Source organism: Serratia plymuthica, from assembly GCF_018336935.1.
In the GTDB taxonomy this organism is placed as follows: domain Bacteria; phylum Pseudomonadota; class Gammaproteobacteria; order Enterobacterales; family Enterobacteriaceae; genus Serratia; species Serratia plymuthica_B.
Window position 1 is genome coordinate 1,494,205 of sequence record NZ_CP068771.1, and the last position, 21,145, is coordinate 1,515,349.

15 protein-coding genes are annotated in these 21,145 nt (G+C 57.3%); 6 read left to right on the forward strand and 9 right to left on the reverse strand.

Annotated features, from left to right (window positions below; all coding sequences use genetic code 11):
- Positions 1 to 11 precede the first annotated feature (11 nt).
- From cydC to trxB, 5 genes are all read right to left on the reverse strand, one after another.
- Positions 12 to 1,760 (reverse strand): heme ABC transporter ATP-binding protein/permease CydC, encoded by a 1,749-nt coding sequence (cydC, locus tag JK621_RS07100; protein ID WP_212559205.1) that lies wholly within the window; start codon positions 1,758 to 1,760, stop codon positions 12 to 14.
- A gap of 2 nt (positions 1,761 to 1,762) precedes the next feature.
- Entirely contained in the window at positions 1,763 to 3,529 is a 1,767-nt protein-coding gene (cydD, locus tag JK621_RS07105) for a heme ABC transporter permease/ATP-binding protein CydD (protein ID WP_212559206.1), read from the reverse strand.
- A 177-nt stretch (positions 3,530 to 3,706) separates the two neighbouring features.
- A complete protein-coding gene (gstA, locus tag JK621_RS07110) occupies positions 3,707 to 4,324 on the reverse strand; it encodes a glutathione transferase GstA (protein WP_212559207.1) in 618 nt (205 codons plus the stop codon).
- 96 nt (positions 4,325 to 4,420) lie between these two features.
- Positions 4,421 to 5,308 carry a LysR family transcriptional regulator gene (locus JK621_RS07115; protein WP_212559208.1) on the reverse strand — a complete coding sequence of 296 codons (888 nt, stop codon included), beginning with the start codon at positions 5,306 to 5,308 and terminating at the stop codon, positions 4,421 to 4,423.
- 78 nt (positions 5,309 to 5,386) lie between these two features.
- On the reverse strand, positions 5,387 to 6,358 hold the full coding sequence (gene trxB / locus JK621_RS07120; RefSeq protein ID WP_212559209.1) for a thioredoxin-disulfide reductase: 972 nt from the start codon (positions 6,356 to 6,358) through the stop codon (positions 5,387 to 5,389).
- 669 nt (positions 6,359 to 7,027) lie between these two features.
- Between trxB and lrp the strand changes: the two genes are divergently transcribed.
- The 5 genes from lrp to serS all read left to right on the forward strand — a co-directional run bounded on the left by lrp (position 7,028) and on the right by serS (position 14,809).
- The gene (lrp, locus tag JK621_RS07125) at positions 7,028 to 7,522 is read left to right on the forward strand and encodes a leucine-responsive transcriptional regulator Lrp (protein ID WP_004928318.1); all 495 of its coding nucleotides are present in this window, start codon (positions 7,028 to 7,030) and stop codon (positions 7,520 to 7,522) included.
- Between the two features lie 120 nt (positions 7,523 to 7,642).
- Complete coding sequence (locus JK621_RS07130; protein WP_212559210.1) at positions 7,643 to 11,245, forward strand: DNA translocase FtsK 4TM domain-containing protein; 3,603 nt, start codon at positions 7,643 to 7,645, stop codon at positions 11,243 to 11,245.
- 199 nt (positions 11,246 to 11,444) lie between these two features.
- Complete coding sequence (gene lolA / locus JK621_RS07135; protein ID WP_126481605.1) at positions 11,445 to 12,056, forward strand: outer membrane lipoprotein chaperone LolA; 612 nt, start codon at positions 11,445 to 11,447, stop codon at positions 12,054 to 12,056.
- A 7-nt stretch (positions 12,057 to 12,063) separates the two neighbouring features.
- Positions 12,064 to 13,407, forward strand: a complete 1,344-nt coding sequence (locus JK621_RS07140; RefSeq protein ID WP_212559211.1) for a replication-associated recombination protein A — start codon at positions 12,064 to 12,066, stop codon at positions 13,405 to 13,407.
- 109 nt (positions 13,408 to 13,516) lie between these two features.
- On the forward strand, positions 13,517 to 14,809 hold the full coding sequence (gene serS / locus JK621_RS07145) for a serine--tRNA ligase (RefSeq protein ID WP_212559212.1): 1,293 nt from the start codon (positions 13,517 to 13,519) through the stop codon (positions 14,807 to 14,809).
- A 215-nt stretch (positions 14,810 to 15,024) separates the two neighbouring features.
- Here serS and JK621_RS07150 read toward each other — a convergent pair whose 3' ends face one another.
- Entirely contained in the window at positions 15,025 to 15,393 is a 369-nt protein-coding gene (locus JK621_RS07150; RefSeq protein WP_212559213.1) for a DUF1801 domain-containing protein, read from the reverse strand.
- A 177-nt stretch (positions 15,394 to 15,570) separates the two neighbouring features.
- On the opposite strand from JK621_RS07150, the gene JK621_RS07155 reads away from it, so the two are divergent.
- Positions 15,571 to 16,716: an MFS transporter gene (locus JK621_RS07155; RefSeq protein ID WP_212559214.1), complete on the forward strand. Its 1,146-nt coding sequence runs from the start codon at positions 15,571 to 15,573 to the stop codon at positions 16,714 to 16,716.
- 49 nt (positions 16,717 to 16,765) lie between these two features.
- On the opposite strand, the gene pflA is transcribed toward JK621_RS07155, so the two are convergent.
- From pflA to focA, 3 genes are all read right to left on the reverse strand, one after another.
- On the reverse strand, positions 16,766 to 17,506 hold the full coding sequence (pflA, locus tag JK621_RS07160; RefSeq protein ID WP_212559215.1) for a pyruvate formate lyase 1-activating protein: 741 nt from the start codon (positions 17,504 to 17,506) through the stop codon (positions 16,766 to 16,768).
- A gap of 304 nt (positions 17,507 to 17,810) precedes the next feature.
- Positions 17,811 to 20,093 (reverse strand): formate C-acetyltransferase, encoded by a 2,283-nt coding sequence (gene pflB, locus JK621_RS07165; RefSeq protein ID WP_212559216.1) that lies wholly within the window; start codon positions 20,091 to 20,093, stop codon positions 17,811 to 17,813.
- 54 nt (positions 20,094 to 20,147) lie between these two features.
- Positions 20,148 to 21,008 (reverse strand): formate transporter FocA, encoded by an 861-nt coding sequence (gene focA, locus JK621_RS07170; protein WP_212559217.1) that lies wholly within the window; start codon positions 21,006 to 21,008, stop codon positions 20,148 to 20,150.
- Positions 21,009 to 21,145: the final 137 nt, after the last annotated feature.

A 21,145-nucleotide genomic window follows, 5' to 3' on the forward strand; every position in this document is an offset into this window, starting at 1 on the left:
CTCAGCGTCCTCTACAGGCCATTTTCACGCGGTATCCCACTGATCCGCTGACGGAAACGGGCATAACGTCCTTGCAGGCGCATCAGGGTAAGGTGGTCGCCCTGTTCGACAATTCGGCCGCCGTCCATCACGCAGATGCGGTCAAGATGCTCGAGCCCATACAGGCGGTGAGTCACCAGGATCAGCGTTTTGCCCTGGCAGTGCCGGCGCAACAGCGCCAGGATCTGCTGTTCGGTTTCGGCGTCCAGCCCCTCGGTCGGTTCGTCGAGCAACAACAAAGGCGCCTGATGCAACAACGCGCGGGCAATACCCAGGCGGCGTTGTTCACCGCCGGAAAGCTGGCGGCCGCCATCACCCAGCCAGGCGTTCAGCCCTTCGTTTTCCAGCAGTTTTTCCAGCCCGACCTGGCACAACACGTCGCGTAATTGTTCATCGTCCGCCTCCGGGGCGGCGATGCGCAGGTTTTCCCGCAGCGTGTTGCTGAAAATATGCACCCGCTGGCTGACGACGGTGGTCATCTGACGCAGCGTAGTTTCATCATAGGCGCTGAGCGGCCGGCCGTTGAGCAGCATGCTGCCGCTATCGGCGTTCCAGGCGCGGGTTAACAGTTGCAGCAGGGTCGATTTGCCGCAGCCGGTGCGCCCGAGTAGCGCAATGTGTTCGCCGGCGGCAATTTCCAGCGTAACCTCTTGCAACACCGGCAGAGGTTGGCCGGGATAGGTAAAGGTGAGCTGTTGCAGGCTCAATGCGGCGCCGTTCCCGGTCGCCGGGCCGCTGGCCGGGAAGGTGACCTCCGGCTGCCGATCGATAATCTGTTTCACCCGTCTCGCGGAAGCAATGACCTGGCCGAGGTGTTGGAAGGCGCCGGCGACAGGCATCAACGCTTCAAACGAGGCCAGCGCGGCAAATACGAACAGCGCAATCAGCGCGCCGGGTTGGGTATCGCCACCTATGCCACCGGCGGTGAGCCACAGCAACAGCGTCACCGTCAGGCCGCTGGCCAGTATCATTACCCCTTGCGCCATTCCGCCCAACGAAGCCTGCTGCCACTGACGACGCTGCCAGTGCCGCTCGGTGGCATCCAGACCGGCGCGGAAATCGTTGACTGCGCCAAACACCACCAGCTCGGCCTGGCCCTGCAGCCAGGCGGTCAGATCGGTGCGGTACTGGCCGCGCAGGGCGGTCAGTTGGCCGCCAATCGGCTTGCCGGCGCGGTAAAATACCGGCGGTATCAGCAACAGCAGCAGCAACAAAATACCGCCCAGCGTCAGGGCCAGCGAGCTGTCCAGCCAGCTGAGGCCGTAGGTGACTACGATGATCACGACTGCGGCGCTGACCAGCGGCGAGATAACCCGCAGATACAGATGGTCCAGCGTATCGACGTCCGCCACCAGTCGGTTAAGCAGATCGGCCTGTCGGAAACGGGCAATGCCGCCCGGTGACAGCGGCAGGATCTTTTTAAAGGTAAACACCCGCAGATGAGAAAGAACGCGGAAGGTGGCGTCGTGGCTGACCACGCGCTCTGCGTAGCGCCCGGCCGTGCGGAAGATCGCCGCGCCCCGCACTCCGGCAGCGGGCAACATGTAGTTAAAGGTAAACAGGCCCGCCAGCCCGGCGAGCGCCGATGCGGCAAGGAACCAACCGGAAAGCGCCAGCAGGCCGATACTGGCCAGCAGCGTGACGATGGCCAGAAGGATGCCCAGGCAGATCAGCAGGCTGTGACGACGGTATAGCGCCAGGAACGGCAGCAAAACGCGCATGATTATAGCTCCCCGCTGCGGTGTGCGATCAGATTGGCGAACAACCCAGGTTGGGCGCTCAGCGTGGCGTAATCGCCTTGTTGCACGATCCGCCCGCTTTCCATGACCCAGATCTGGTCGTATTCTTCGGTATCTTCCAACTGGTGCGTGACCAGCAGGGTGGTTTGTTGGCGTGAGGCTGCGTTGAGCGCCTGCATGACTCGTCGTTCGCTGTGCGCGTCCAGGCTGGCTGCCGGCTCATCCAGCAACAGTAAACGCCGTGGGCTGAGGAGCGCCCGGGCGACCGCCACGCGTTGCGCCTGGCCGACGGACAGCCGTGCGGCGCTATCGCCGACCTCAGTGTCCAGCCCCTGCGGCAAATGCGGCAGGATCTCGCTGACGTAAGCCTGCTCTACCGCCTGTTGCAATTGGGCTTCGCTCGCTTGTGGGTGGCCCAGCAGAATATTTGCCCGCAGCGTTTGCGCCGGCAGGTGCGGATTTTGCCCCACCCAGCCGAGCTGCCGACGCCAGCCTTCTGCTGCCAGCTCGCGCAACTCGGTGCCGTTGACCGTCAGTGAACCGCGATAAGGCAGGAAGCCGAGCAGCAGATTCAGCAACGAGCTTTTACCGGCGCCGCTCAGCCCGACCAGGGCAATGCGCTGGTGTGCGGGCAGGGTGAAGCTGAGAGGGCCGGCCAGCAGCACGCCGTTTGGCGACAGAATTTCGAGATCTTGCGCTTTTAGCTCCAGCGGTGCGTCGGTATTCAGCTCCTGCGTGCCATTGCCCCTTTGCTCGCCTGTGGCGCCGAGGAAGGTTTCCAGCGCTTCTGCGGCGCCCACGGCCTGCGCTTTGGCATGATAGAAAGTGCCCAGATCGCGCAGCGGCTGGAAGAACTCCGGCGCCAGAATCAGCACCAGGAAGCCGGCAAACAGCGTAACGCCGGTGCCGTAACTGCCGAAATTCAACTCGCCAAGGAAGGAGAAGCCAAAATAGACCGCCACCACGGCGATGGAGATGGAGGCAAAGAACTCCAGCACCGCCGATGACAGGAACGCCAGCCGCAGCACTTCCATGGTGCGCCTGCGGAAATCCTCGGACGATTTGGCGATCTGCGCGGTTTCCGCCTCCGCCCGGTTAAACAGGCGCAGCGTATCCAGCCCGCGCAGGCGATCGAGGAAGTTGCCGCTCAACCGCGCCAGCGCCACAAAGTTGCGCCTATTGGCGTCGGCGGCGCCCATGCCGACCAGCGCCATAAACAGCGGGATCAGCGGGGCCGTCGTCAACAGAATCAGGCCGGCGGCCCAGTTGATCGGGAAGACGGTAATCAGGATCAGCAACGGGATAAACACCGCCAGATACATCTGCGGCAGATAGCGGGAGTAATAATCCTGCATGTCTTCGATCTGCTCAACGATGATGCTGGCCCAACTGCCCGCCGGTTTGCCCTGGATCCAGGCGGGGCCGAGCTGTTGCAGTTTGTCCAGCACCTGCTGGCGCATGCGTTGGCGGATCACCTGGCCGCAGATAAAACCGACGCGTTCACGCAGCCAACTCAACAACGCACGCAGCGCGAAGGTGGCGGCCAGCCAGATAAACGAAGGGATCACCTGTTCACGCGGGGCGTGTTCGATAATCAGGGCGTGGAGCAGGGCGGCCAACAGCCATGCCTGCGCGACAATCAAAATGCCGCTTATCAGCCCCAACAGCATGGAAAGGCGCAGCCAACGCTGCGCCAACGCGCTCTGAGTTTTGAGCCAACGGGTTAACTGTTGCTGTCTGGTTTTTTTCATCAGATATGAGTCTGCGTCGCCGACGCCTGTTGTTACAGGCAAGGTTAACGTACTGTTAAAAAAAGTGTTTGCCTCAACCTGAAGCGAACAAGCGAAGGCCAATGTTACCTCTTCACCCGGCAGACTGAAAATAATAAAGCGGTCAAATATCCCTATAACAGACTCTGGTCGGGAAGGTTATTCCACCTCCCGGCTGGCCGCTTCCGCCGCCAGGGCGGTTTGCACCGATTTGCGCTGGCCGATCTGCGCCATATACCGGGTTAACGAAGGCCAGCATTTTAACTCGATGGAAAATCGGGCCATCCAACGCAGTACGGTAAACAGATAGGCATCCGCCACGCCAAAGCGTTCACCCAACAGAAAATCCTGCCCGTCGAGCGTCTGAGCGACATAATCGAGGCGGCGGCGCAGCTTGTCGCGGAACAGACTTTTGACCTCTTCCGGCAGGGTTGCATTGAATAGCGGGCTGGCTCCGGCGTGGATCTCGGCGGTGATGAAATTCAGCCATTCCTGCAAGCGCACCCGTTCGAAGGTATTGCCTGGGGGGGCCAGTGCGGCGTCGGGGCGCAAATCCGCCAGATATTGCACGATGGCTGCGCCTTCGGTAATCACGCGGCTATCTTCCAGCATCAGAGCCGCGACATAACCCTTGGGATTGACCTGGTAAAAATCACCGCCGTCGGCGGTGCGTTTGCTGCGGTTATTCACCCGGATAAGTTCAAACGGCAATTCCAGCTCCCGCAGGACAATATGCGGGGATAGCGAACAGGTGTCGGGCGCAAAATAGAGTTTCATGAGCGTTCCTGAGGCAAAAAGCGATATCGCTTAACCGACAGCATGGTGCCGGTGCGGCCTGCAGAAAAATTAGAATGTCAGAAACCCGTCATCAGTTCAGCTACTGACGGGGTGTGGCAGATGATCGCGCAGGTAATCCAGCAGGGTTTGTACCGGTGCAGAGCTTGCGCCAGTGAACGAACAGACCAGACCAAAATAACGGTAGAGCGGGACACTCAACGGCAGAGCGCAAATGCCGGCGGCATCGCTCGGTATCACCGACGCAGGCATCAACGAAACGCCGACGCCTTCGCGCACCAGCGTCAGTGCGGTGCTCCAGTCGCTGACGGTCACGCGTACGTCAGCCAGCGTAATACCGGCCTGCTGTGCCAACAGTTGCGCGTTGAGGCTACAGCCGCCGGTAGCCAGCACAAAGGGCAACCCGGCCAGTGCCCTGAAATCCACCGGTTGCCGCCCCCTGGCCAGCGGGTGGCCGCTGGCGGTAACCGCAAGCCACTGATCCTGTCCCAAAGGATAGCCTTTTTTTTCTTCCTTTGGGTTCAACACCACGCCGACGTCGGCGGTTTCCAGCGCCAGCCAGTCCTCCACCTCCCGATCGGTGCCTTCCAACTGAACCAGTTCAATGGCGGGGTAGCGGCGGCGGAATTTCCGCAATAGCGGCGGTAGCAGGAGCGCAAATGCCGAGGGAAAGCTGGCCAGGCGAATCTTGCCCGAATGCGCGCTTTTCGCCTGCAGCGCGTAGCTTTGGATCGCATCGAGTTCGGCCAGCATAATGCGGGCGTGGGCGACAATCCTCTCGCCGCTTTGCGTCAGCGTAACGCAGTGCGGCAGGCGGACGAACAGCGGCGTATTCAGGACGTCCTCTAACTGGGCAATAGCCTGGCTGGCACCGGACTGGGTCATGCCGCATTGATTTGCCGCCAGCGTAATTTTGCCGCTGTCGGCCACGGCGACCAGCAAGCGCCAGTGGAGGAGGTTTTGCATCGAATGCCCGTCCGCGCATATTTAAGGTACAAAAAAAGCGGCTGAGGCAGCCGCTTTTCAGGATAACAGAATGTGCCGTTACAGCACTTCTGCGCCAGCGATGCCGTCGAGGTAACGCTCAGCATCCAGCGCCGCCATACAGCCGGTCCCGGCGGAGGTGATCGCCTGACGGTAGATATGGTCCATCACGTCACCGGCGGCGAATACGCCAGGAATGGTGGTCTGGGTGGCGTTGCCGTGAATGCCGGACTGAACTTTGATATAGCCGTTTTCCAGCTCAAGTTGGCCACCGAAAATGCTGGTGTTCGGGCTGTGCCCGATGGCGATAAATACGCCGGCCACCGCCAGTTCCTGCGTTGCGTTTTCCGCTTTGGTGCTGCGAATGCGCACGCCGGTAACGCCCATTTGATCGCCCAGCACTTCGTCCAGCGTATGGTCGGTATGCAGCACGATGTTGCCGTTTTTCACTTTATCCATGAGCCGGTCGATCAGGATCTTCTCTGAGCGGAAGCTGTCGCGGCGGTGGATCAAATGAACTTCAGCGGCGATGTTGGACAAATACAGCGCTTCTTCCACGGCGGTATTGCCACCGCCGACGACCGCGACTTTTTGATTGCGGTAGAAGAAACCGTCGCAGGTGGCGCAGGCGGAAACGCCTTTGCCCTTGAAGGCGTCTTCAGAAGGCATGCCCAGGTAACGGGCGGAGGCGCCGGTGGCGATGATCAGCGCATCGCAGGTGTATTCACCGCTGTCGCCGAACAGGCGGAACGGACGGTTCTGCAGATCGACGCTGTTGATGTGATCGAACACGATCTCGGTCTGGAATTTTTCTGCGTGCTCGCGCATGCGCTCCATGAGTACCGGGCCGGTCAGACCTTCTGCGTCGCCCGGCCAGTTTTCCACTTCGGTCGTGGTGGTCAACTGACCACCTTGTTCCATACCGGTAATCAATACCGGGCTCAGGTTTGCGCGCGCTGCGTAAACCGCGGCGGTATAGCCGGCAGGGCCGGAACCCAGAATCAGTAGTTTGCTATGTTTAGCCGTGCCCATGAATACCCTCTTTTCCCACAATGCGGACAATGAAACCGATTGTAGGGAAAATGCAGCATTAAAAAAAGCATCAGCGGATGTTGTTAACGATTTGTTTGATAGCTATGCCCTATTAATTATTGTTTTGCTGACCAAGTGAGCGCAAACGCAGCAATTTAACTTATGGAAGCCGTTGCCGACGTTATGCGTGCATTCGACCTGAAACACTACCTTTACCGGGTTTAAGCCGTTTTGCGCTGCGGGATTTAAGCCAGCGATTCATAACTAAAAATGGGGGGCTAACTTTTCATGACGGCAGGTTCTTCTGATTTTGCTTCTTTTACTTTGACAATCCGCTGCGCATTTGCGAAAACATCATAGGAAGAAGAAATTATCCCCCTGCCGGCAGTAAATCGTACGTATTTGCGGCGGCGGTGCAGAGTTTTGCGCCATTGTTTAAGCAGACAGCAGCAGGTGAGGGGAACATAGCGTTAGCGAATGGCAATTTCCTTCTTGAAATGAACGTCATTTGAATACGTTGTGCAGGGTTGACAGACAGGCTGCACAACGATGAATGATGGTAGTGAAGCATATAACAGGCATCGGGTCTTCGCTTGGAACAAGCCCTTACACATTGACGTTGGCTAGGGTGTGGCAAGTGCAGGGAAGAAAATAAGAGAGACAATAATAATGGCAGACAATAAGAAACGCCCGGGTAAAGATCTCGACCGTATCGACCGCAATATCCTGAACGAGTTACAGAAGGATGGACGTATATCGAACGTTGAGCTTTCGAAGCGCGTGGGGTTATCCCCAACCCCATGTTTAGAACGCGTGCGCCGCCTCGAGCGCCAGGGTTTTATTCATGGCTATACCGCCTTGCTCAACCCGCATTATCTGGATGCATCTCTGCTGGTTTTCGTGGAAATCACGCTGAACCGCGGCGCGCCGGATGTGTTTGAGCAATTTAACTCAGCAGTTCAAAAACTTGAAGAAATTCAGGAGTGTCATCTGGTGTCCGGTGATTTCGACTATCTGTTGAAAACCCGCGTGCCGGATATGTCGGCTTACCGTAAGTTGCTCGGTGAAACCTTGCTGCGTCTGCCGGGGGTTAACGACACCCGTACCTACGTGGTCATGGAAGAAGTCAAACAGAGTAACCGTCTGGTTATCAAAACACGGTAAGGTGCAGGTGCAAAACCTGATTAAATTGGTTACACTCCTGTTTATTCATACAGTTTCGGCGCCGGGGAAGCTTCTCGGCGCTGTTGCTATGTCAGCTAACAGGAACCTGGAGAGCCTTTCTTGAGCCAGGAATATACAGAAGATAAAGAAGTTACCCTGAAAAAACTCAGCAGTGGCCGCCGTTTGCTTGAGGCTGTGTTGATCGTGGTAGCGATTTTTGCCATTTACCTCATGGCTGCCTTGGTCAGTTTCAATCCGTCTGACCCAAGCTGGTCGCAGACCGCGTGGCATGAGCCGATTCATAACCTGGGTGGTGGCGTCGGAGCCTGGATGGCCGACACACTGTTCTTCACTTTCGGGGTACTCGCTTACGCGATACCGCCGATCATGCTGGTTTTGTGCTGGGCGGCCTACCGTCAGCGCGACAGCGGCGATTACATCGACTATTTTGCGCTCTCGCTGCGCCTTATCGGCACGCTGGCGCTGGTGCTCACTTCGTGTGGCCTGGCGGCACTGAATGTCGACGATCTCTATTACTTCGCTTCCGGCGGCGTCATCGGCAGCTTGTTGAGCAACGCCATGCTGCCGTGGTTCAACGGTATTGGCGCAACGCTGACATTGTTGTGCGTATGGGCTGCAGGACTCACGCTGTTTACCGGCTGGTCCTGGCTGGTTATCGCCGAGAGAATCGGCGGCGTGGTGCTGGGTACGGCCACCTTCATGACCAACCGTTCACGTCGTGATGAGCGTTACCACGACGATGACGATCGTTACGTCGATGATGAACCGCAGCAGGCAGGGAAGGGCGCAGCGGTTGCTGTAGCCGCTTCTGCGGCAGCGGCCAACGCGGCGGAAGACGACGTGCTATTCTCAGCACCTTCGGTAACGGATGCCGCCAAAGCAGCGGCAGACGAGGCTGACGATCCTCTGCTCAACGGCTTGCGGGCTAACGACGATGCCGATGCGGCACCTGTCGCGCCGGCGGCCGTCAGCACGCCGGCAACGCCTGCTCCAGCGCCGATAGCGGCTCCGGTGGCGGCTCCTGCGGTAACGGCAGCGCCGGCGGCTCCAGCCTCGGTGAACCAACATCCGATGAGCGCTGCGGCGGAAAACACGGCGCCACCGCTGTATTCGTTTGAAATTCCTGAAGAGACGCCGGCGCCGAAAATGACGCGCCAGGCCGATCCTTACCGGGACGATGACGAACCCCGTTTGGGCAATTGGGACGCACCGGCCGTATCTCAGCCGCGCGATCGCTCTCCGTTTGATTTCTCTGCGGCTCAGCGCGACAGCGTTGACGTTGGCACGTCGACGGGTTTCAGTGCCGCTGAACCTGACATGACGCCATTTGGCAGCGTGAAACCGCAGGCGGAAGCCGCTGCTGCGGCTGCTGTCGGTGCCGTTGCCGCCAATACCTTTATGCCGGCCTTTACGGCCACCAGCGACGGCAACTCGCAGGTGAAACAGGGCATCGGCCCTGAATTGCCGCGGCCGAATCCGGTGCGTATTCCTACCCGGCGCGAGCTGGCTTCTTACGGCATCAAGCTGCCTTCGCAGCGCGTAGCCGAGCAGGAACAGCGTCCCCGCGACGATCAACCGCTGCAAACCGCGGAAAGCCATCAGCAAGATGAAGAAGCCTTGCAGGAAGCGGCGCTGCGTCAGGCGTTTGCCGAACAGCAAAGCCAGCGTTACGGCGAAGAGTATCCGCAGGATAATCAGGATGATGAACAGGCCCTGCAGGAAGCGGCGTTGCGTCAGGCGTTTGCCGAGCAACAGCAGGCTCGCTATGGCCAGCAGGAACCTGTGCAATCGGCGCCGATCGCCAATCCGGTAGATACCCGCAACGCGTTCAGCTTCTCGCCGATGGATGATTTGGTCGACGATAGCCCGAGTGAACCCTTGTTCACACTGTCGCCGCAGCTCGAAGAACGTATCGAGCAGCAAAGCGAACGTGAAGACGATGTCCCCTTTGGCCAGTTTGAGCCTGCTGCACCGGCTTATTCGCCGCAGTCTCAGGTTCCGGCGGCGCAGCCATACCAGCCGGCCGAACCTGCTTATCGGCAGCCCGCTCAGCCGGCTTATCAGCAGCCACCTCAGCAGCAGCCGGTAGCGCAGCAACCGTCAGCCTATCAGCAACCTGTGGCGCAACCGACGCCGGCCGCACCGCAGCAGCCGGCAATGGACAGCCTGATCCACCCGTTCCTGATGCGTAACGATCAACCGCTGCAAAAACCGACCACGCCGTTGCCGACGCTGGATCTGCTGACCGAAGCCCCGAAAGAGGTGGAGCCGGTGGACTCCTTCGCGCTGGAGCAAAAGGCGCGTTTGGTGGAAGCGAGTTTGGCCGACTACCGGGTGAAAGCCGACGTAGTGGATATTTTACCTGGCCCGGTTATTACCCGCTTTGAGCTGGACCTGGCGCCGGGGGTCAAGGCCGCGCGTATTTCCAACCTGTCGCGCGATCTGGCCCGCTCGCTGTCAACCTCGGCGGTGCGTGTGGTAGAGGTCATCCCCGGCAAGCCTTATGTCGGGCTGGAGCTGCCTAACGTTAAACGTCAGACGGTTTATCTGCGCGAAGTGCTGGATTGCCCAGCGTTCCGCGACAATCCGTCGCCGCTGGCGATCGTTCTGGGTAAAGACATTTCCGGTGAGCCGGTGGTGGCCGATTTGGCTAAAATGCCGCACCTGCTGGTGGCGGGTACCACGGGTTCCGGTAAGTCGGTTGGGGTCAATGCCATGATCCTGAGCATCTTGTATAAGGCCACGCCGAAAGAAGTGCGCTTTATCATGATTGACCCGAAAATGCTGGAACTGTCGGTTTACGAAGGCATTCCGCACCTGTTGACGGACGTTGTGACCGATATGAAAGACGCCGCCAACGCCCTGCGTTGGTGTGTCGCCGAGATGGAGCGCCGCTACAAGCTGATGTCTGCACTCGGCGTGCGTAACCTGGCCGGTTATAACGAACGCGTCGATCAGGCTGAAGCGATGGGGCGTCCGATCCCGGATCCTTTCTGGAAGCCGAGCGACAGCATGGACATTACGCCGCCTGTGTTGGAGAAAGAGCCTTACATCGTGGTGATGGTGGACGAATTCGCCGACCTGATCATGACGGTGGGCAAGAAGGTTGAGGAACTGATCGCTCGTCTGGCGCAGAAAGCGCGTGCCGCGGGGATCCACCTGGTGCTGGCGACCCAGCGTCCGTCGGTGGATGTGATCACCGGCCTGATCAAGGCCAACATCCCAACCCGTATCGCCTTTACCGTATCCAGCAAGATTGACTCGCGCACTATCCTCGATCAGGGCGGTGCCGAATCTCTGTTGGGGATGGGTGACATGCTGTATCTGGCGCCTAACTCCTCCATTCCTGTACGTGTGCATGGTGCATTTGTGCGCGATCAGGAAGTGCATGCGGTGGTCAAGGATTGGAAAGCGCGTGAGCGGCCTCAATATAAAGAGGGTATCCTCAGCGCCGGTGACGACGGTGAGGGTGGCGCCGGCGGCGGCCTGGAAGGTGACGAAGAGCTGGATCCGCTGTTTGATCAGGCGGTGGAGTTTGTGGTGGATAAACGCCGCGCTTCTATCTCCGGCGTGCAGCGTCAGTTCCGCATCGGCTATAACCGCGCTGCGCGCATCATCGAACAGATGGAGGCGCAGGGCATTGTCAGCGAGCAGGGGCATAACGGCAACCGCGAGGTATTGGCTCCGCCACGGCATGACTGATGAAGCTTTAATCGTTGTTATTCAATAATAAAGGGCCGCTTAGCGGCCCTTGTGCAAAGAAGCGTAAACCCGTCTGCTTCTCGGAACATTGGCCTATCTGCCGGCTTGTGGCTTCGGGTAAAGTAGCGTTGGTTAAGGGTTAATTTGACCCGCACGGCACCGCCTTGCGGTTAATGCATTTCATAAGGTATCTGGAATAATGAAAAAACTGTTGATTGCCTGTTGTCTGCTTTCGGGATTCGCTTCCACCTCTGTGCTGGCCGATGCCGCACAGGATCTGCAAAGTCGTCTGGCGAAAGTGAACAGTTTCCATGCCAGTTTCTCCCAGACCGTGACCAGCAGCGATGGTGCTGCGGTACAGCAGGGCGAAGGTGAACTGTGGGTGAAACGCCCAAATCTGTTTAACTGGCACATGACCTCACCTGACGAGAGCGTGTTGGTATCGGATGGCCAAACCCTGTGGTTCTATAACCCCTTTGTTGAGCAGGTCACTGCTACCTGGCTGAAAAATGCCACCGGCAACACGCCGTTTATGCTGATCACCCGCAACGATGCCAATGACTGGAAACAGTATAATGTGAAGCAGAAAGGCGATGATTTTGAGCTGACGCCAAAATCCAGCAGCGGCAACCTGAAACAGTTCGCCATCACCGTAACCAACAGCGGTACTATCCGCAGTTTTGCCGCGGTTGAGCAAGACGGCCAGCGCAGCTCTTACGCGCTGAAAAGCCAACAAAATACCTCTGTTGACGCCGCCAAATTCAAATTTACCCCGCCGAAGGGGGTGACGCTGGACGACCAGCGCCAGTGAGGTCCGCGTGAGTAATATGTCGCTCGATTTTTCCCAGAACGAGTTCCAGCCGTTGGCCGCGCGGATGCGGCCAACCACGCTGGCGCAGTATATCGGCCAGCAACACCTGCTGGCTGCCGGCAAGCCTTTGCCGCGCGCCATCGAGGCCGGGCAACTGCATTCGATGATTTTGTGGGGGCCGCCGGGCACCGGGAAAACGACGTTGGCAGAGTTGATCGGCCGTTACGGCCAGGCGGACGTCGAGCGGATTTCCGCCGTCACGTCCGGCATCAAAGAGATCCGCGAGGCGATCGAGCGCGCACGTCAGAATCGTGACGCCGGTCGCCGCACTATTTTGTTTGTCGATGAGGTGCACCGCTTCAACAAAAGTCAGCAGGACGCTTTCCTGCCGCATATTGAAGATGGCACCATCACCTTTATCGGCGCGACGACCGAAAACCCGTCTTTTGAGCTCAACTCGGCGCTGCTTTCACGCGCCCGGGTATATTTGTTGAAAGCTTTGACCGCCGACGATATCAGCCAGGTGCTGGATCAGGCGATGAAAGACAATAGCCGGGGGTTCGGCGGCCAGAATATCGAGTTGCCCGAAGAGACGCGCCGCATGCTGTCGGAGTTGGTGGGCGGCGATGCGCGCCGGGCGCTGAACAGCCTGGAGATGATGGCGGATATGGCGGAAATCGACGCCAAAGGTATCCGCGTTTTGACGCCGTCATTGCTAAAAGAGGTCTCCGGAGAACGCAGTGCGCGCTTCGACAATAAAGGCGACCGTTATTACGATTTGATCTCGGCGCTGCATAAATCGGTGCGCGGTTCGGCGCCGGATGCCGCGCTATACTGGTACGCGCGCATTATTACCGCCGGCGGCGATCCGCTGTATGTGGCGCGTCGCCTGTTGGCGATTGCGTCCGAGGATGTTGGCAATGCCGATCCGCGCGGCATGCAGGTGGCGATTGCGGCCTGGGATTGCTTTACCCGCGTCGGCCCGGCGGAGGGCGAACGGGCAATCGCCCAGGCCATCGTTTATCTGGCCTGCGCGCCGAAAAGCAACGCCGTGTACACCGCTTTCAAAGCGGCGATGCGCGACGCCCGAGAGATGGCCGATTACGACGTGCCGGAGCACCTGCGCAACGCGCCGACCAAGCTGATGAAGGAAATGGGCTTAGGCGCGGAGTATCGTTACGCGCACGACGAACCCAATGCTTATGCCGCCGGAGAGGACTATTTCCCGCCTGAAATGGCCAGGACCCGTTACTATCATCCGACCGCACGCGGGCTGGAAGGAAAAATCGGCGAGAAGCTGGCATGGCTGGCTGAGCAGGATCAAAATAGCCCGACAAAACGCTACCGCTAGCGTTGCCGTTGCGGTAAGGTTACCGGGTATCACTCTTTCCTTATTCGGTTGATATTCAGCCAAATAAAACGACAAATTTTCTTTCAATAACAATAAGCACAGGATTAGCATGCTCGATCCCAATCTGCTGCGTAATGAGCTAGACGCAGTCGCCGTCAAACTGGCTCGCCGAGGCTTTAAACTCGATCTGGATCTGCTGCGTTCGCAAGAAGAGCGCCGCAAAGTTCTGCAGGTAGAAACCGAAACGCTGCAGGCGGAACGTAACTCCCGATCGAAATCCATCGGCGCGGCTAAAGCACGTGGGGAAGACATTGAGCCGCTGCGTCGCGAAGTGAACGAACTGGGTGACAAGCTGGATGCTGCCAAGGCCGCATTGGATACCTTGCAGGCCGAAATCCGCGATTACGCCCTGACGTTGCCGAACCTGCCTGACGATGCCGTGCCGAACGGTAAAGATGACAGCGAGAACCAGGAAGTGTGCCGCTGGGGCGAACCGCGCCAGTACGATTTCCAGGTGCGCGATCACGTTGATCTGGGCGAAATGGCCGGTGGGTTGGATTTCGCTGCGGCGGTAAAATTGACCGGTTCGCGCTTTGTGGTGATGAAAGGGCAGATCGCCCGCATGCACCGTGCTCTGTCGCAGTTCATGCTGGATCTGCATACGGAACAGCACGGTTATCTGGAAGCCTACGTACCTTACCTGGTCAACCACGCCACGCTGTATGGCACCGGTCAGTTGCCGAAGTTTGGCGATGATCTGTTCCACACCAAACCCTTGGAAGAAGAATCAGACAGCAGCAACTATGCGCTGATCCCAACGGCGGAAGTGCCCTTGACCAACCTGGTGCGCGACGAGATCCTGGAAGAGGAATCTTTGCCGCTGAAGATGACCGCGCACACGCCATGTTTCCGTGCGGAAGCCGGTTCGTATGGGCGTGACACCCGTGGTTTGATCCGCATGCACCAGTTCGACAAGGTCGAGATGGTACAGATCGTTCGCCCGGAAGATTCCATGGCGGCGCTTGAAGAACTGACCGGCCATGCGGAGAAAGTGCTGCAACTGCTGAATCTGCCATACCGTAAAGTCTTGCTGTGTACCGGTGACATGGGCTTCGGTGCCTGCAAAACCTACGATCTGGAAGTGTGGTTGCCGGCTCAGGATACCTACCGTGAAATCTCTTCCTGTTCAAACATGTGGGATTTCCAGGCGCGCCGCATGCAGGCACGCTGCCGCAGCAAAACCGAGAAAAAGCCGCGTTTGGTGCACACGCTGAACGGTTCCGGTCTGGCTGTGGGGCGTACGCTGGTAGCCGTGCTGGAAAACTATCAGCAGGCCGATGGCCGCATTCAGGTGCCGGAAGTACTGCGCCCTTACATGAATGGTCTGGAATATATCGGCTGAAAAGCAAACCGGTAAGAAAGCGCCTGCGGGCGCTTTTTTTATGTCTGAAAATCAGAGGGCCAGTGGCTGGTCAACGCCAACTTGTGGACAGACCGATAAATGCCGGGGAAACCGACCAGCGTATATTTCCATACCGTTGAGGCGGCTGGAGACGATCTGAATAGAGCGTCTCTTCATCGTCTTATCTTTTTAAGTGCCGCAGATGCATGCAGGTTTCAGCGTGGAGGTTCCAGCTCATAGGCCTGCCTGACGTAGCTCGCCAGGTGTTTTGTCTCGACATCGGCAACCGAATAAAGCTTGATATGCCGGCGATACTTACCGCTACCCTCCAGCATCCGCTGGTGGTCTTCGAGTAAATAGCCCCGGCCAAACTCAACCGTTACATGGCTGCTGTAGGCGAACACGCCGCAGAAAAATGCCCTATGGGCAAACATGATGCCGCCATATTTTACCGATTCACTGACGCCACCACCGGTTGCCGTGACCACCTGGCGAACCCGTTGCACTACGTCCAGAAGTTCGCCATGGGTGCTGCCTATATCCGCCAGCAATGTGCCTACGGCATTATCGATAGTCTGTTTCATTATGTCTCTGCGGGAGTGAATTTCTTCTGCCGTCAGCATAGCCCTTTTTGCTCCGCGTTGCCTCTGCCGCCGGGAGTGAAACAAATTGTGCGGTGCATAGATAAGAGCGGATTGACTTTTTTATCGCCAGTGGCATGATGCGCGCACTCTCATCGCGCGTTCGGTTTCAATTTCACTATGTCCGCATATTCCCGCCCAGTGCTCCTGCTGCTCTGCGGCCTGTTATTGCTCACGGTTTCTATTGCCGTATTGAATACGTTAGTCCCTCTTTGGTTGACTCACGCTCAGTTGTCAACCGGCCAGGTGGGGATGGTGAGTTCTTCTTACTTTACCGGCAACCTGGTGGGCACGCTGATAGCGGGCAAGTTGATCAAACGCATCGGTTTTACCCGCAGCTATCATCTTGCCTGCGTGGTGTTTGCCGTCGCGACGGCCGGTATGGCGCTGTCGCTCGATTTTTGGAGCTGGATGGGCTGGCGTTTCTTTGCCGGCATTGGCTGCGCCTGGATTTGGGTGATCGTTGAAAGCGCCTTGCTGCGCAGCGGTAACCTGTCCAACCGCGGGCAACTGTTGGCGGCCTATATGATGGTTTACTATCTTGGCACCGTGATCGGCCAACTGCTGCTGAGCCTGGTATCGACCGAATTGCTGAACGTAGTGCCGTGGGTGGCCACCATCATCATCTGCGCCATGCTGCCCATGCTGTTTGCGCGGGTTAACAGCCAGCATGACGAACCGCAGCAGGCGGCGGTATGGCCAATGCTGAAACGCCGCAGCGCGCGGCTGGGCATCAATGGTTGCATTATCTCCGGTATTGTTCTGGGTTCACTGTATGGCCTGATGCCGCTGTATTTATCCCATCAGGGTATGAGCGACGCCGACGTCGGTTACTGGATGGCGCTGCTGGTCAGCTCCGGTATTGTCGGGCAGTGGCCGGTAGGGCGCCTGGCCGATCGCTATGGCCGCCTGTTGGTGCTGCGCATTCAGGTATTTGTGGTGATCCTCGCCAGTGTGGCGATGCTCGGCAACTATGCCATGGCGCCGGCGCTGTTTATTCTCGGCTGTGCCGGTTTCACGTTGTACCCGGTGGCGATGTCCTGGGCCTGCGAGAAAGCGCTGCCGCATGAGTTGGTGGCGATGAATCAGGCACTGCTGATGAGCTACACCATCGGCAGCCTGCTTGGCCCATCGATGACGGCCTTGTTGATGCAGAATTATTCCGACCGTCTGCTGTTTGTGATGATTGCTGCCGTTGCGCTGGTGTACCTGATGATGTTGCTGAAAAAAACAAAGCATCACCAGACTCCATTGGCTGCCGCCTGAGATCAAAAAAACCGGCCATTGCGCCGGTTTTTTGATCTCGGCAAAAAGATCAATAAATCACTTTATGGCCGTAGCTTTCCAGAATGCCTTTAACGCGATCCATCGTGTCCGCTTTTGGTGGATGGACGCCGTCCAGCTTGTACTCTTCCCCCATCGCCACCCATTTGTGCTTGCCGAGTTCGTGATAGGGCAGCAGTTCGATTTTCTCGATGTTGGTCATGTCTTTGGTGAACTCACCCAGCATGTGGGTTGATTCGTCATCGTCGGACCAGCCGGGCACCACTACATAACGGATCCAGGTGCGCTGATTGCGCTTCGCCAGATAGCGGGCGAAGTCCAGCGTGCGGTGGTTGGAGACGCCGACCAGGTTCTGATGGATGTCGTCGTTCATCTGTTTCAGATCCAGCATCACCAGATCGGTGGCGTCCAGCAACTCGTCGATCACCGGATCGTAACGCCGTACAAAACCGTTGGTATCCAGGCAGGTATTGATGCCTTCCTGCTGGCAGGCACGGAACCAGTCACGCACAAACTCGGCCTGCAAAATGGCTTCGCCGCCGGAGGCCGTCACGCCGCCGCCGGAAGCGTTCATAAAGTGCCGGTAAGCGACGGTGTCTTTCATCAGCTCTTCTACGGTGACTTCTTTGCCGCCATGGGTGTCCCAGGTGTCGCGGTTATGGCAATACAGGCAGCGCATCAGGCAACCCTGGAAGAAAACGATAAAGCGGATCCCGGGACCGTCAACGGTGCCACAGGATTCGAAGGAGTGGATACGGCCTTTCACTGACATTGCAGGGGGTTCTCCAATATTGACTGTCAAGCGCAGTCTAAAAGTAGGTTCATAACCGCCGGCCAGGGATCAGCGATGCAGCAACCGGATGGGCCCGGCGACTGGGGTGGAACGATTCCTGTTGGCCGATTATTACACCGGATAACTGTTTTGCCGGATATCCATCAACTTCATTCAGTATAGCTGTCTGGCAAAACAGACTCGCGATGAGTCAGGGGAACTGCGTTTGTTAAAAAGGCCGGAAATATCCGGCCCCGGTATTCAGCTTTACCACCGGGCGGGAAACCCCGCCCGGATGGGGCAATTACATCGACTGGGTGAAAGTACGGGTAATCACGTCTTGCTGTTGTTCTTTGGTCAGCGAGTTGAAACGTACGGCATAACCGGATACGCGGATAGTCAACTGAGGATATTTCTCAGGGTTTTCCATCGCTTCCAGCAGCATTTCACGGTTCATCACGTTAACGTTCAGGTGCTGGCCGCCTTCGATGGAGGCTTCGTGATGGAAGTAACCGTCCATCAGGCCTGCCAGGTTGGCTTTACGCACGTCGTCATCTTTACCCAGAGCGTTTGGCACGATGGAGAAGGTGTAGGAGATCCCGTCTTTCGCGTAGGCAAACGGCAGTTTGGCTACGGAAGTCAGAGATGCTACTGCGCCTTTCTGGTCGCGGCCGTGCATCGGGTTGGCACCAGGACCGAACGGCGCGCCTGCGCGACGACCATCTGGAGTGTTACCGGTTTTCTTGCCGTACACCACGTTAGAGGTGATGGTCAGTACGGATTGAGTCGGTACCGCATTACGGTAGGTACGCAGTTTCTGAATTTTCTTCATGAAACGTTCTACCAGGTCACAGGCGATGTCATCAACGCGGGCATCGTTGTTACCGAATTGCGGGTATTCACCTTCGATTTTGAAGTCGGTCGCCAGGCCGTCTTCATCGCGGATGGTGGAGACTTTGGCGTATTTGATGGCGGACAGGGAGTCAGCCGCGACCGACAGACCGGCGATGCCGCAGGCCATGGTGCGGTAAACGTCACGGTCATGCAGGGCCATCAGCGCAGCTTCATAGCTGTACTTGTCGTGCATGTAGTGAATGATGTTCAGCGCGGTCACGTATTGCTTGGCCAGCCAGTCCATAAAGTGGTCCATGCGTTCCATGACTTTGTCATAGTCCAGCACGTCGTCCATCATTGGCGCTTCTTTCGGGCCTACCTGAATTTTCAGTTTTTCATCAACGCCGCCGTTGATGGCGTACAACATGGTTTTCGCCAGGTTGGCACGTGCGCCGAAGAATTGCATTTGCTTGCCGACGATCATCGGGCTGACGCAACAGGCGATGGCATAGTCATCGTTGTTAAAGTCAGGGCGCATCAAATCGTCGTTTTCGTACTGTACGGATGAGGTGTCGATAGACACTTTCGCCGCGTATTTTTTGAAGTTCAACGGCAGTTTTTCAGACCACAGGATGGTCATGTTCGGTTCCGGAGACGGCCCCATGGTGTACAGGGTGTTCAGGAAACGGAAGCTGTTTTTGGTGACCAGCGTACGGCCGTCAACGCCCATACCCGCCAGGGATTCAGTCGCCCAGATTGGGTCGCCGGAGAACAGCTCATCATACTCAGGGGTACGCAGGAAGCGCACCATACGCAGTTTCATCACCAGATGGTCAATCAGTTCCTGCGCTTGCTCTTCGTTCAGCTTGCCCGCTTTGATATCGCGTTCGATGAACACGTCAAGGAAGGTGGACACGCGGCCGAAGGACATTGCTGCGCCGTTCTGGGATTTCACCGCGGCCAGGTAGCCGAAGTAGGTCCACTGTACGGCTTCTTGCGCGGTAGTCGCCGGGCCGGAGATGTCGCAGCCGTATTTGGCCGCCATTTCTTTAATCTGGGCCAGCGCGCGGTGTTGTTCAGCGATTTCTTCACGCAGCTGAATGGTCATTTCCAGATCTTCGCCGCTTTCCAGCTTGCTCTGCAAAGATTTGAACTGGCTCAGCTTGTCGGCCATCAGGAAGTCGATACCGTACAGCGCAACGCGGCGGTAGTCGCCGATGATACGGCCACGGCCGTAGGCATCCGGCAAACCGGTCAGCACGCCGGATTTGCGGCAGTTCAGGATGTCTTTGGTGTAAACGTCGAATACGCCCTGGTTGTGGGTCTTACGGTAGTCGGTGAAGACTTTTTTCAGCTGTGGATCCAGTTCGCGGCCATAAACCTTGCAAGAACCTTCAACCATTTTGATGCCGCCGAACGGGATCAGGGCGCGTTTCAATGGCTCGTCGGTCTGCAGGCCTACGATGGTTTCCAGCTCTTTGGCAATGTAGCCTGCGTCATGGGAAGTGATGGTCGCGACAACGTTGGTGTCGAAATCAACTGGCGCATGGGTGCGGTTCTCCAGTTTGATCCCTTCCATAACCTTGTCCCACAGGGTGGAGGTGGCCTGAGTCGCGCCGGCCAGGAAGGATTCATCACCCTCGTAAGGAGTGTAGTTTTTCTGGATGAAGTCACGAACGTTGACTTCATTCTGCCAGTTACCTTTGCTGAAACCTTCCCAGGCTTTGGCTAACTTCTCGTTAAGTTCGGTCATTATACACCTACCTTTAATTGTGGATTTCTAACTCGGCGCACGGTGACTGACAGCTTAATGCTGCTGTTCACCACCACGCAGATAAATTACCCAGTAAGTCAACCCAACCAACAGGCCGCCGCCAATGATATTGCCAATGGTGACTGGGATCAGATTGTCGATGATGAAGTTGCTTACGGTCAGATGAGCAAATTGCTCGGGTGCTGCCCCTACGGCTTGCCAGAATTCCGGCGTGGCGAAGTGTTTAACCACGATACCCATAGGGATCATAAACATGTTGGCGATGCTGTGTTCGAAACCGCTGGCGACAAACATGCCGACCGGCAGGATCATGGCGAACATTTTGTCCATCAGGCTGCGGCCGGAATAGCTCATCCACACGGCCAGGCAGACCATCAGGTTAGCCAGAATGCCGAGGCAGACGGCCTCAATAAAAGTGTGGTGCAGCTTGTGGTCAGCGGTTTGCAGGACGTTAAGGCCCCACTGGCCGTTGGCGACCATGTGTTCACCGGAGAACCAGATGAGTGCCACAAAGAACAATGCGCCAATCAGGTTGCCGATATAGACGTTCAACCAGTTGGCTGTCAATTGGTACCAACTGATGCGGCCGCTGGCCTTGGCAATCACAATCAGCACGGTGGAGGTGAACAGGTCTGCACCTGAGACCACAACCAGCATTAACCCCAGAGAGAAACAGATGCCGCCGACCAGTTTTGCCAGGCCGAAAGGCACACCGGCAGTGCCGGTAGTCGCTGTGATATAAAACACAAATGCGATGGAAATAAAGACACCGGCAGTGATCGCCAAATAAAAAGTTTTCAGCGGATGTTTGGTGGCTTTATACACGCCTGCATCTTCAGCGATTTTCGCCGTTGCCGCAGGTAATATCAGATCGAAGGGGTTGTCAGCTTTCACACTAACTCTCTCACTTTAGGGTTAAAACAACGCAATGAGATACTAGCAAAGCAGTATAGGGTAAAAATTGATTTGGATCATAAGGTGGGGAACTAGAGCGGCCAAAAACCAGATAAATAATAGGGTTTATTGCATTA

Excerpts from the sequence above, each read along its gene's own strand:
- JK621_RS07155 (WP_212559214.1), top strand. The coding sequence starts at position 15,571 with ATGTCCGCATATTCCCGCCCAGTGCTCCTGCTGCTCTGCGGCCTGTTA.
- JK621_RS07150 (WP_212559213.1), bottom strand. The coding sequence starts at position 15,393 with ATGAAACAGACTATCGATAATGCCGTAGGCACATTGCTGGCGGATATA.
- serS (WP_212559212.1), top strand. The coding sequence starts at position 13,517 with ATGCTCGATCCCAATCTGCTGCGTAATGAGCTAGACGCAGTCGCCGTC.
- lolA (WP_126481605.1), top strand. The coding sequence starts at position 11,445 with ATGAAAAAACTGTTGATTGCCTGTTGTCTGCTTTCGGGATTCGCTTCC.
- pflB (WP_212559216.1), bottom strand. The coding sequence starts at position 20,093 with ATGACCGAACTTAACGAGAAGTTAGCCAAAGCCTGGGAAGGTTTCAGC.
- lrp (WP_004928318.1), top strand. The coding sequence starts at position 7,028 with ATGGCAGACAATAAGAAACGCCCGGGTAAAGATCTCGACCGTATCGAC.
- gstA (WP_212559207.1), bottom strand. The coding sequence starts at position 4,324 with ATGAAACTCTATTTTGCGCCCGACACCTGTTCGCTATCCCCGCATATT.
- trxB (WP_212559209.1), bottom strand. The coding sequence starts at position 6,358 with ATGGGCACGGCTAAACATAGCAAACTACTGATTCTGGGTTCCGGCCCT.
- cydD (WP_212559206.1), bottom strand. The coding sequence starts at position 3,529 with ATGAAAAAAACCAGACAGCAACAGTTAACCCGTTGGCTCAAAACTCAG.
- JK621_RS07115 (WP_212559208.1), bottom strand. The coding sequence starts at position 5,308 with ATGCAAAACCTCCTCCACTGGCGCTTGCTGGTCGCCGTGGCCGACAGC.
- pflA (WP_212559215.1), bottom strand. The coding sequence starts at position 17,506 with ATGTCAGTGAAAGGCCGTATCCACTCCTTCGAATCCTGTGGCACCGTT.
- cydC (WP_212559205.1), bottom strand. The coding sequence starts at position 1,760 with ATGCGCGTTTTGCTGCCGTTCCTGGCGCTATACCGTCGTCACAGCCTG.